Below are 10,309 nucleotides of genomic sequence, written 5' to 3'. Positions count from 1 at the left end.
ATTGGGCCAAAAGCCCTATTTTTTCCTTAGGGAAAACTTTCCGGTTACAATCCTTCGGGATCTAACGTAACTTCTTCGCCTTCACTTTTGTTTTTACCCCCCCCAACAAATCCCATAAAAGTGAAGGCACTTTTTTTCTTTGAGCTTTGCTCAAGGCGACAAAAATTGTGGTGTTTTTTTAGCACTTTTTTTTATTTTTCAGAGATTCTATTGGTAGATTCTTTTCTTTCTTTTCGTGCTGCGCAGTACTATTCAGCTCTGCTTGGCGAATTATTTTTCCCATGGTGCTTATGTTCTGCAAGGTTTGAACCACGCTGTTCAACCCGCTTGTTCTGCAACGTAGCACTAGTTCTATTATTTTGCTTGAAGGTGGTGCTTTGATAATATGGGCCTAGTAAGCAACACGTTTATAAATGATATCTTCTATGAAGAGAGTATGACTAGTTACTATACTAATCTTGATCGTTATATGATGCCGCAAGAACAGAATCGTTTTCTTTCTGGCAAAACAACGGGAAGTCAGGGCGCTCCAAAGCTAAGCGAACCCATTATTCCTATTAGTAAATTAGGTGCTACGTTCGGCGAGAATAATCCACAAGGACAAGCTGATGTGTTGGGTAGTATGTTGTCTTCTATTCGTAAAGGAACAGGTGTTTTGCAACTTGCATTAAGTACGCCTGTTGGTACGCAAATGGGCGGCGGTGTTTCTAGCATTGGTAAAGAGAAGCGTCAAGCAATTAAAGAAGTACTCAAGGCAAGTGGGGCTACCTGGGAAGGTTTAGAGTTTTCTCCGCAAGACATGACAAACTTAAGTGGTTTTGATCCTCGTCAGGGTGGTTTTAGCGAGCAGAAGCGTAAGTCTGACATGCAGCATGTGCGTGATGCTATTGTTTTTGCAGCTGATATTGGTGCTGGAGGGGGTGTTGATATTTGGAGTCAAGAATTTACTCGTGGTATTGGTGATGCTAATTTTAATAAAGGAAAAAATAAGTTTATTGATTTTGATGGTTGGGATGAAAATAAAGATGTTGTAAAAACCTTGGTTGATGACAGAACGGGTAATGTAGTGCAACAATTTCAAACCGGTCAACTTGACAGGGCAAGAGGTAATGCTATGATTGCTGTTCCTGAATGGAGGCGAGCAGACAGTCACGGTGTTGGTGAAGACGGTATAACGTATAATAAGGGAGATTATTTAGATATTCATGGAAATAAATTATCTGGTGATCCGACAAGTAAAGAATTTTTAATGAATAGAGTTCCTGTTTGGGATGATGCGAGCAAAGAATTTAAGTCTCGTCAGCTTGATTGGCGTGCTTTTAAAACTTATGCGCAAGAGCGAAATAAAGAATTAGGTTTGAATCTTTCTCCTGAAGAATGGTATGGGCGTGTTCAATTAGAAAATCAGTATACGCAAAGTCGTGGACAATCTATTTATTATTCTCAGCGTTACAAGTCAGAAATTGATGCGTTAAAACGTTTTGAAGAAGAACAAAAACACTATCGCGAATTAGAAGGGAATAAAGATATTAATCAATTAAAAGAATTAGGTTTGGTAACAACCGATAATAGGGGAAATATTATTCCTAAAAGTCAAGAACGTCAAGATCAAATTGATCAACTTCGTATGGGTGTGCAACATATTCATGAAGCAGCAAGTACTGCTGATGGTCAAGCGAATGCAATTTGGGATACTATGGAGCATGTAAAGCCTGTTGAAGATTTTGCAAAACAAAAAACGTTTGATTCTTATGCTGAACTAGGGTTAGAAGCAATGGAGACAACAAAGCGTCATCAAGTTGCTAATCCTATTTATGTTGGTCCTGAGCTTGGTTGGCCAACGGGTTATGGTGGTCATCCTGAAGAGTTTGTTGAAATTATTAAGTCTTCTCGACGAAAAATGATTGAAAAGATGAAACAAGATCCAGTATATCGAAGTCAATATGATGATAAAAAAATGCAAGAAATGGCTAAAGAACACATCAAAGGTGTTATGGATACGGCTCATTTATCGATGTGGTATAATCATTTTCCTAAAGAGGGTAAGCAAGAATCTGAAGCTCATCGTTTGCAGCGTTTTAACAAATGGTTTATGAATCAAATGGAGTATTTAGGTAAAGAAGGTGTTGTTGGTAGTGTACAAGTAGTTGATAGTGCAAGTGGCGATCATCGTCATTTACCGGTTGGCGAAGGTATTTTTCCAACAGCAGATGGTGTTAAAGCAATGCAGAAGATGGGTTTTTCAGGATCTATTGTTTCGGAGGGTCATGAGGAAGAAGGTTTTAATCCAGGTTCAACACAGTATTCGTTGTGGAGTGAATTTGGCGCAAGTACGGGTAGTGGTTATCATTTTGGCGCGCCTACTGGTGGTAACTCATTTGGAAATATTTATGGTGGGAAAGGTGGCGCTGCAGGTTATAGAGCACCCCCAAATTATATTTTTGGAGCGTATGCACCGAGTAATGAATGGAGTTTATGGTCTGAAATTCCTTTAGAGTAAGAAATCAACGTCAACATCACGGCCGTGAAGAGCCAATGAATCAAACGCATTCCGAAGCGTTAGCAAAGGAATCACCGCGTTTGATGATAAACGTTTGCTGCGCAGAGCGCGCAATAAACCTTCGCCGTTGTTGACAAAACGCAACAAAAAATGTATAGCACAAGAAGAGTAAAGTTTTATAAATAATAGAGATGATATAAGAGCAGAGGGCAGAATTCCGATCGCTGATGTGTAGGAAGTTGTTTGAGGTGAGACTTAAGTGGTAGAAATTTCTTTAAAACCAAGGGAACGCGAGGTTAAGTATCATTATAGTGAGGCTGATGTGAAATTAGCCAAAGAGCTTGCTCACCAATTAAATAAAGAGCTTGATGATTTACTTAAAGCAGTGGTAGTTTTTGGTAGTGTGGCTCGAGGCGATACAACAAAAGGTTCTGATATCGATGTGCTCTTAATTCTTAATGATTTAACTGTTGTCCTTTCTGGCGAAGTTTTACAATCTATTCGTGTACTTATTGAAAATGTTGCAGGAAAGATTGCTAGTAATTTTCATATCACGCAAATGCATCTAAGTAATTTTTGGGATTATGTTCGTCAAGGAGATCCTGTTATTGTAAACATGCTTCGCGAGGGTATGCCGGTATATGATGCGGGTTTTTTTTTACCAACACAATTGTTGCTTGATGAAGGTCGTATTCGTCCAACAAAAGAAGCAGTTTGGACTTATTATGATAGAGCGCCAAAGACGCTGAAGAATGCTGAAGGTCATATGCTAGGTGCTCTTGTTGATATGTATTGGGCTTGTATTGATGCAGCGCACGCAGCACTCATGCACGTTGGTGTTGTTCCTGGCGCGCCAAGTCATGTTGCAGAATTACTTAATGAACATTTTGTGAAAAAAAATTTACTTGATAAGTCTTATATAAATGTTTTGCATCAATTCTATGACTTGGCAAAAAACATTGGTCATCATCAATTGGTGAAGATGTCTGGCAAGGATATTGATAAGTATTTGGTGCAAGCTCGTGATTTTGTGAAGCGCATGAAATTTATTCTAAATCACAGCCCTGAGAAGTTAAAAGAATAAAGCTCTGGACAAGTCCAAGAAAGCTATTTAAGCAAGAACTATTTTTTAACAGGTAATGGCTAACTATAAAAGCAGAGTTTTACAAAAACTGAAAACTTATAAGCCTGAAGATATTATACTCACTAATCACGCTGAAATACAAGCAATAAGGCGAAGTATAGATGTTGCTGAGGTAAAAAAGAACATTTTATTTCCTGAGAAGCTTTACTTTGCAGGAAAACAGGAATCATCTAACGCAGTTGAAGAAAAATATGATTGCTATTTTGGTTATAGTAAGACGCAATGTCATAGATATATTTTAGTACTAAAAAAGAATTGTGTTGTTTGCACAGTAATAAAAATTAATAGGCGCTGGCAACACGTGGTGGAAAAATATGCGAAAATTTGAATTTAGTTATGATAAGCATTCCGATAATCTTTTTTTGTATGATGCTAGTTCTAAATCTAAAGGCAGTATTGAACTAGGAGACTTAATTATTGATTATAATGTAAAAAAAGAGATTGTTGGCATTCAACTTATTAATGCTTCGAAGTTCTTAAAAGATTTAGTGAAAGGGGCAACAGGAATTAAATCATTGCTTTCTCATTTGCGGGCTTGCAAAGTTGACGTAAAAACAAGACATAATCTTTTTATCATAAACATTTTGTTGCAGGGTCAAGATAAGGAATTAGCTCCAGTTCTTTCTGTTCCTAATATTGTTAAACAAAGTCCTGCGCTAGCACAGACTTAGTGTTTTACAATAACTTTATCTAGTTAATATACTATTCCTCTACAAAGATATTCAACCAAAATTAGAAAAATATAATTATAAAAAATTAATCGTAGAATAAGTTAGTAAAAATAAAAAATTTATTTTTTCTCGTAATAGCCACATTTACCGCATGATCGTCGGTCTTTGTGTTCGGCTAATGCTACGCCAGGACCGCACTTAGGGCAATCTTTGTTTTTCTTTTTACCATTTTCAAACATGGTGTGAACGCTATGAACTTTTTTCTTTTCGTCTGCCATTTTTACTCTGCCTTCTCTTCTTCAGCTGCAGGTGCTTCTTCTGTTTTAGCTTCTGCTTCTTTTGCTGCTTTTTCTTCAGCTGCTTTTTTAGCTGCTTCTTCTTTAGCTTTTGCTTCTTGCGGATCGTGTCCTTTATGTTTTTCCACAAGGTTTGTTCGTTCGTTTCGCATCATAATTTTTTCATCTTGATAGATATGTGCGTTAACGATTGCTTTACTATTGCCAAAGCCCGTGTCAATTGTTGTGATAATAACAAGTGGTTCTTTTGCTTTTGTTTGTGCTGCAATTGATTGTTGCACATTTTTCCGTGCTGGTGTTGCACCTTCAAAAAGCATGGTCGCTGTTATTTCTGTTCGTTGTAATAATTTGTTTTCGTGTTGGTTTGTGATTGTAATATCCATTCTTATCGTACCTTAATACAGTATTCGCCGTTAGCTTCAAAACCCATGTGCTGCGCTACTTTGCTTCGTTTCGCATCAACAATTGTTATAAGTCCTTGCCAGTTTTGTGAGAATGATGATTTCTTGCAAATAGGACAAAGGTCGCCGTCTACGAAAATTTTGCATGTTCTACAAACTTTTTTCTTCATGGATTCATCACCTAATGCTTTTTTTAGGAAAGTGTTACGGCTTTGCCAATTGCTTGACCTGGCATGCCAGTTTCAAAAAGAACTCGAATAGCACCGCTGTTACCGTGTGCTGCTCTAACTTCTCCTTTAATGTTTTTTTTGCCGGTATTGTAAGTGACCGTTTTACCAACAAGTTTTGCTGCTGCTTCTTTGTCCTCTACTTTCTCGACAGTAATTATCATTTGGTTGGTGACTTGCGTGTGCTTGCCACCTTTATAGTTTACAATAGTGCCTTTCATACTAATCCCTGAGAAATCACAATCCGTTTATAAAGGTATTCCTTTATGCAACGGGTGGTGCGGTAAGTGCTGTAGGGATTGTTCCTCGGCCAATAAGAAAACCAACGACAAGTGCTATAAGAATTACTACAATGATGAGTAGCATTCGCTTTCCTGGTGTCATATACCCTTTTTTATTAAATAACATCATAGCATTACATCCTATATTGGTGATTTATAAACTTTTGGAATAATGTTTGTTATTATGCTGCGCAGCAGTATCGCAACTATTTCGGTACGCTCTCGCATCCCCAAATGCGATGAACTCAAGCTTTCTGCAATGTAGCACTCGTGGCGGTAGCTTTATAAAGCCCTCTTCACTTCTTCTCGTTATCGATTATCCAGGTCCGTTAGAGGCTCGGAAAGACGAGGTTAAACAAAATGGCACGAATGTTTAGTAGAAAAAAAGGAAAGTCTGGTAGTACAGGTCCTTCAGTAAATAAAATTCCTAGTTGGGTAAAGTATTCTGCAAAAGAAACAGAACTTCTTGTTGTAAAATATGCTAAAGAAGGTAAAACTCCAAGTCAAATCGGTTTGTTTTTACGAGATGAGTATGGTATTCCTGATGTGAAGCTTATTACTAAAAAATCTATTACGCAAATTTTAGATGAAAAGAAATTAACAAAGAAACTTCCTGAAGATTTAACTGCGTTGCTAAAAAAAGTACTTGCAATTCAAGAGCATCTTGCGCAGAATCATAAAGATCAACCTGCGCGACGGGGTTTAACATTAACAGAATCTAAAATTCTAAGTTTAATTCGATACTACAAAAAAGTTGATCGTCTTCCTAAAGATTGGAATTACAATCCAAAACAAATTAAGATGTTCATCGAATAATTTTATTTTTTACTTTTTCATTTTCAAAAACATCGACTTTTGTTTTGCCTTAAAGTCTTAACAAGCAACTTGCGGCGATTTGCTCGACGCGAATGCTTGTACAAATTGCTGTACAGAGCAGGCAATAAGTCTTTGTAATATAATTGCTAAGTGATTTGAATTTATTATGGGGGTGTATACATGTATGATGCATTTATTGATAAACTTGGAAAAGCAGGTAATGAGTTTCTTAATGTGGCTTTAGGGGTGGATTCTCCTATTGAAATTGTAAGTCATTTTGATACCGATGGTTTATGTGCCGCAAGTATCATAATGCAAGCATTAGGAAAAGAAAATATTCCCTTTACTAAAACGATTGTACAAAATATTAACAACGATGTTCTTGATGAAATTTCTGGTGATATAGTGATATTTCTTGATGTTGGCGCTGCAAAGCTTGCTAGTATTCAGGAAAAACTTGTAGGTAAAACAATTTACATACTCGATCATCACGAGCCACAAGGCGAATCATCTTTTATTAATCATTATAATCCGCACATTGAAGGTATTACCCAGCGTAATGCAATAAGTGGTGCGGGGGTTGCGTATTTTTTTGCTTTGGGTATGAATTCTGAGAATCGAAGTCTTGCGCATCTTGCTGTACTTGGTGCACTTGGGGATACGCAAGAGCGAAATGGTTTTATGGAATTAAATAATCGCATTTTGCAACACGCTATCATTCAAAAAAATATAAAAATCGGGCAGCGTATTAGACTCTTTGGTCTAACATCTCGACCTGTTCTTAAAGTGTTAGAATACAGTACTGATATTGATATTCCTGGCGTAACGGGTAGTGAAGAAGGTACTAAACAATTACTTGATGATTTGTGTATTCAATATGAATGGCGTGGTCGTTTAAAGAAATGGTATAATCTTCGTCCTTATGATCAAGAAAAATTAACTAATAAAATTTTAGAATTAAAAAAAGGAACCCCTAAGGAAGAATTAATTATGCCAACCTATTCATTGACTAATCCTGATTATCGTCAAGAACTAATTGATATGAAAGAGTTTGCAACAATTATTAATGCGTGCGGTCGTCTTGAAGAGTATGATGTGGCGCTTAATGCTCTTCAAGCAGATCCTGTTGGTCAACAGCAGGCAATTATGCAACTGCGTACCTATAAATCTGCGATTCATGAAAGTTTACAATTAGTTGATGCGCTGCGAAATAATAACCAACTTATTCAAACAGACAACTATGTCATTATTAATTTTAAAGATGCGCTTCGCTCAAGTCTTGCAGGAATTATTGCGTCTATTCTTTCTCGAAATAAAATCTATAAAGAAGGAGTTGTGGTTTGTACGTTAGCAAAAGATAGTAAAGATGCTACGAAAACAAAAGTTTCTCTTCGTTTGAATAAACATACTTCTGGTATTCGACTGCAAAGAATTTTAGAGAAAATCACTAAAAAATTTGGTGCTGATGCAGGTGGTCATGACCATGCAGCAGGTGCTGTTATTAAAACTGAAGATGAAGAAGCTTTCATCAAAGCTTTAGAAAAAGAACTTAATTCGCAGTAGAACAAAATTTTTCCTTGGCACAATTCTTTCTTTTTCATAACGCTTTTATACTTTGTCTGCTTATGTTGTCTTATGAAAGCTTCACGGCCAAAAAAAATTCTGGTCAATGACAAGATGCAAAAGAATTTTTCGTACACGCTCACAGAGCCCGAGGGAAAAAATTTTCATCCAGAATTTAAACCCGAATTAACGCCTAAAGAAATGTTAGCTCTTGGCGTGTTTGGTGGAAAATATATGACTGATTGTAAACAAGAGTTTCCCGCGAATTGGTTTACGCACGCAAAACTTTCGCCTGTTAAAAAGAATCTAAACATAAATTTCTTTGGAGTTGATGCATCTCTTTCTTTGCGAGAATGGCAAAAAAGAGATTGGATTCATCCAATGGATCCTCGGGGTTGGTTTCAATGGTATGCTCGATATTATATGGGTCGAAGAATTCCAGAAGAAGATGCGCGACAAATAAAACGTTGGAAAGCAATACATCGACACGTAAAAGCAATACAAAAAAATTGCGTGCCTGGGGATTGGTCGTGTCGACCTCGGCAACGCCAAGCAGTACTGCATTGGGCAATAGATAGTCGAAAACTTTAGTTGTGCAGTTTTTACTCATGTCTATGCACTCTTTCAGAAACTATATAAATACTATGCGTTTAGCTGCCACTAGTGCAACAAAGTCGCACACTTTTATAATAAAAATGGAGTATATGCTAAAAAATTTCTATGAAATTTTTGGCACTCCTAAAGGAGAAATAAAATGGCATTAGTACATATAACACCAGAAAATTTTGAAGCAGAAGTAATGAAATCAGACGTTGCAGTCTTAATTGATTTTTGGGCGCCATGGTGCGGTCCTTGTCAAATGATGGGTCCTGTCTTTGAAGAATTAAGTAATGAAGAAGCATATGCTGGCAAACTAAAATTTGCAAAACTTAATACTGAAGATCATCCGCAGCTTGCAGGACAATTTGGTATTCAAGGCATTCCATCTCTTCTTTTTGTAAAAGGCGGTCAAGAAGTAAATAGAATTGTTGGCTTTGCACCAAAAGATATGCTCAAAGCAAAAATTGATGCTGCAGTAGAAAAATTTTGAGGTTGATAAAATGTCTGACAACCCGAACATAGATTCGCAGCCTGTTATTTATGACATGGTAATTATTGGTGGTGGTCCTGCAGGATTTAGCGCAGCAATTTATGGAGCTCGTGCTGATCATTCTGTCTTAATTTTAGAAGGTCCGCAACCTGGTGGCCAACTTACCACCACAACTGAAGTTGAAAATTATGCTGGTTTTCCAGAAGGAATTCAAGGTCCTATTCTCATGAATAATATGCGACAGCAAGCAAAACGTTTTGGTGCAGTTTCTAAATTTGAAACGGTAACCAAAGTTAATTTGCATGAAAAACCTTTTACTATAATGTCTGATAGTACAACTTATCTGGCAAGAACAATTATTCTTGCAACTGGTGCTCGAGCAAAACGACTTCATATGCCTAGTGAAAAAGAATATTGGGGTAAAGGAATTTCTGCCTGCGCAACGTGTGATGGTTTTTTCTTTAAAGACAAAGAAGTTGCTATTATTGGTGGTGGGGATGTTGCTATGGAAGAAGCAATTTTTCTTACAAAATTCGCAACTAAAGTAACGTTGATTAATAGAAGCGAGAATTTTCGAGCATCACCAATTATGCTTGAGCGTGCAAAAGCTCATCCTAAAATTGAAATCTTGACAAACAAAGTCATTGATGAATTTTTAGGTGATGAAAAATCATTAACAACGCTTCGATTAAAAGATACGCAAACTAATGAAATAAGCGAGCTTCCTGTGCAAGGAACATTTTTAGCTATTGGTCATATTCCAAACACAGAAATTGTGCAAGAGTTTTTTGAAACAGACTATGGTTATTTAACAACTGATAATACAAAACTTCCAATTGCTGGAGTGTATGCTGCAGGCGATGTGCAAGATAAAGTATACCGACAAGCAATTACTTCTGCAGGTAGTGGTTGTATAGCTGCGCTTGAAGCACAGAAATATCTTGAAACAACTGAGCATGAGGAGCGCTCAAAATGAGTCTTTCTTTTGCGTGTAAACGAATTGATTTTAAAGATATAGTGATGTGTAGTTTTGACTTAAATAGGACTGAGTATAATTTATTTTTATTTCTTATTAAACAAAAAGAATCTTTATCCGCATCAGACATTGGTGATGAACTTGGAAAAGACAGAACAACTATTCAAAAAGCAATTAAGCGTTTAGTTGAAAAGAATCTTGTGCAAAAACACCAAATTAATCTTGATGCAGGCGGTTATACTTTTGTGTATAGTATAAAAAACAAGGAAGAACTTCGTCATACTATTTTAGGCATAGTCAATTCTTGGCATAAGAATGTGGTCGAATCCATTAAAAAATGGTAA

General features: G+C 36.8%; 15 protein-coding genes. 10 read left to right on the top strand and 5 right to left on the bottom strand.

Going from position 1 to position 10,309, the window contains the following annotated elements; all coding sequences use genetic code 11:
- Positions 1–436: 436 nt before the first annotated feature.
- From K9M74_02980 to K9M74_02965, 4 genes are all read left to right on the top strand, one after another.
- Complete coding sequence (locus K9M74_02980; protein ID MCF7798842.1) at positions 437–2,500, top strand: sugar phosphate isomerase/epimerase; 2,064 nt, start codon at positions 437–439, stop codon at positions 2,498–2,500.
- Positions 2,501–2,759: 259 nt separating this feature from the next.
- Positions 2,760–3,584 carry a nucleotidyltransferase domain-containing protein gene (locus K9M74_02975; GenBank protein ID MCF7798841.1) on the top strand — a complete coding sequence of 275 codons (825 nt, stop codon included), beginning with the start codon at positions 2,760–2,762 and terminating at the stop codon, positions 3,582–3,584.
- Positions 3,585–3,639: 55 nt separating this feature from the next.
- Positions 3,640–3,972, top strand: a complete 333-nt coding sequence (locus tag K9M74_02970) for a hypothetical protein (GenBank protein ID MCF7798840.1) — start codon at positions 3,640–3,642, stop codon at positions 3,970–3,972.
- A complete protein-coding gene (locus K9M74_02965) occupies positions 3,959–4,315 on the top strand; it encodes a DUF2283 domain-containing protein (protein ID MCF7798839.1) in 357 nt (118 codons plus the stop codon). Before K9M74_02970 ends, K9M74_02965 begins: the two co-directional genes overlap by 14 nt.
- 119 nt (positions 4,316–4,434) lie before the next feature.
- On the opposite strand, the gene K9M74_02960 is transcribed toward K9M74_02965, so the two are convergent.
- From K9M74_02960 to K9M74_02940, 5 genes are read right to left on the bottom strand one after another with little or no spacing between them, the layout of a single operon-like run.
- Complete coding sequence (locus K9M74_02960; GenBank protein MCF7798838.1) at positions 4,435–4,593, bottom strand: 30S ribosomal protein S27ae; 159 nt, start codon at positions 4,591–4,593, stop codon at positions 4,435–4,437.
- A 2-nt stretch (positions 4,594–4,595) separates the two neighbouring features.
- Positions 4,596–4,994, bottom strand: coding sequence for a hypothetical protein (locus K9M74_02955; GenBank protein MCF7798837.1), 399 nt, complete (start codon positions 4,992–4,994; stop codon positions 4,596–4,598).
- Positions 4,995–4,996: 2 nt separating this feature from the next.
- The gene (locus K9M74_02950; protein MCF7798836.1) at positions 4,997–5,182 is read right to left on the bottom strand and encodes a DNA-directed RNA polymerase subunit E''; all 186 of its coding nucleotides are present in this window, start codon (positions 5,180–5,182) and stop codon (positions 4,997–4,999) included.
- A 23-nt stretch (positions 5,183–5,205) separates the two neighbouring features.
- Positions 5,206–5,460 (bottom strand): 50S ribosomal protein L35ae, encoded by a 255-nt coding sequence (locus tag K9M74_02945; GenBank protein ID MCF7798835.1) that lies wholly within the window; start codon positions 5,458–5,460, stop codon positions 5,206–5,208.
- A gap of 43 nt (positions 5,461–5,503) precedes the next feature.
- Positions 5,504–5,650, bottom strand: coding sequence for a hypothetical protein (locus tag K9M74_02940; GenBank protein ID MCF7798834.1), 147 nt, complete (start codon positions 5,648–5,650; stop codon positions 5,504–5,506).
- A gap of 230 nt (positions 5,651–5,880) precedes the next feature.
- Here K9M74_02940 and K9M74_02935 point away from each other — a divergent pair, with 230 nt between their 5' ends.
- From K9M74_02935 to K9M74_02910, 6 genes are all read left to right on the top strand, one after another.
- Positions 5,881–6,336, top strand: a complete 456-nt coding sequence (locus K9M74_02935; GenBank protein MCF7798833.1) for a 30S ribosomal protein S15 — start codon at positions 5,881–5,883, stop codon at positions 6,334–6,336.
- Positions 6,337–6,516: 180 nt separating this feature from the next.
- Complete coding sequence (locus K9M74_02930) at positions 6,517–7,899, top strand: DHH family phosphoesterase (protein MCF7798832.1); 1,383 nt, start codon at positions 6,517–6,519, stop codon at positions 7,897–7,899.
- Positions 7,900–7,971: 72 nt separating this feature from the next.
- On the top strand, positions 7,972–8,490 hold the full coding sequence (locus K9M74_02925) for a hypothetical protein (GenBank protein MCF7798831.1): 519 nt from the start codon (positions 7,972–7,974) through the stop codon (positions 8,488–8,490).
- 163 nt (positions 8,491–8,653) lie between these two features.
- A complete protein-coding gene (trxA, locus tag K9M74_02920) occupies positions 8,654–8,989 on the top strand; it encodes a thioredoxin (GenBank protein MCF7798830.1) in 336 nt (111 codons plus the stop codon).
- Positions 8,990–8,999: 10 nt separating this feature from the next.
- Positions 9,000–9,965: a thioredoxin-disulfide reductase gene (gene trxB / locus K9M74_02915; protein ID MCF7798829.1), complete on the top strand. Its 966-nt coding sequence runs from the start codon at positions 9,000–9,002 to the stop codon at positions 9,963–9,965.
- Positions 9,962–10,309 carry a MarR family transcriptional regulator gene (locus tag K9M74_02910; GenBank protein ID MCF7798828.1) on the top strand — a complete coding sequence of 116 codons (348 nt, stop codon included), beginning with the start codon at positions 9,962–9,964 and terminating at the stop codon, positions 10,307–10,309. Before trxB ends, K9M74_02910 begins: the two co-directional genes overlap by 4 nt.

It is taken from the genome of Candidatus Woesearchaeota archaeon (assembly GCA_021734105.1).
Classification (GTDB): Archaea; Nanobdellota; Nanobdellia; order Woesearchaeales; family SKGA01; genus SKGA01.
This window is presented reverse-complemented; position numbering and strand designations above follow the sequence as displayed.

Bases quoted from the DNA above. Each gene is read 5' to 3' on its own strand.
- K9M74_02910 (MCF7798828.1), top strand. From the start codon at position 9,962: ATGAGTCTTTCTTTTGCGTGTAAACGAATTGATTTTAAAGATATAGTG.
- K9M74_02980 (MCF7798842.1), top strand. From the start codon at position 437: ATGACTAGTTACTATACTAATCTTGATCGTTATATGATGCCGCAAGAA.
- K9M74_02925 (MCF7798831.1), top strand. From the start codon at position 7,972: ATGAAAGCTTCACGGCCAAAAAAAATTCTGGTCAATGACAAGATGCAA.
- K9M74_02970 (MCF7798840.1), top strand. From the start codon at position 3,640: ATGGCTAACTATAAAAGCAGAGTTTTACAAAAACTGAAAACTTATAAG.
- K9M74_02950 (MCF7798836.1), bottom strand. From the start codon at position 5,182: ATGAAGAAAAAAGTTTGTAGAACATGCAAAATTTTCGTAGACGGCGAC.
- trxB (MCF7798829.1), top strand. From the start codon at position 9,000: ATGTCTGACAACCCGAACATAGATTCGCAGCCTGTTATTTATGACATG.
- K9M74_02940 (MCF7798834.1), bottom strand. From the start codon at position 5,650: ATGATGTTATTTAATAAAAAAGGGTATATGACACCAGGAAAGCGAATG.
- trxA (MCF7798830.1), top strand. From the start codon at position 8,654: ATGGCATTAGTACATATAACACCAGAAAATTTTGAAGCAGAAGTAATG.
- K9M74_02945 (MCF7798835.1), bottom strand. From the start codon at position 5,460: ATGAAAGGCACTATTGTAAACTATAAAGGTGGCAAGCACACGCAAGTC.
- K9M74_02955 (MCF7798837.1), bottom strand. From the start codon at position 4,994: ATGGATATTACAATCACAAACCAACACGAAAACAAATTATTACAACGA.
- K9M74_02930 (MCF7798832.1), top strand. From the start codon at position 6,517: ATGTATGATGCATTTATTGATAAACTTGGAAAAGCAGGTAATGAGTTT.
- K9M74_02965 (MCF7798839.1), top strand. From the start codon at position 3,959: ATGCGAAAATTTGAATTTAGTTATGATAAGCATTCCGATAATCTTTTT.
- K9M74_02935 (MCF7798833.1), top strand. From the start codon at position 5,881: ATGGCACGAATGTTTAGTAGAAAAAAAGGAAAGTCTGGTAGTACAGGT.
- K9M74_02960 (MCF7798838.1), bottom strand. From the start codon at position 4,593: ATGGCAGACGAAAAGAAAAAAGTTCATAGCGTTCACACCATGTTTGAA.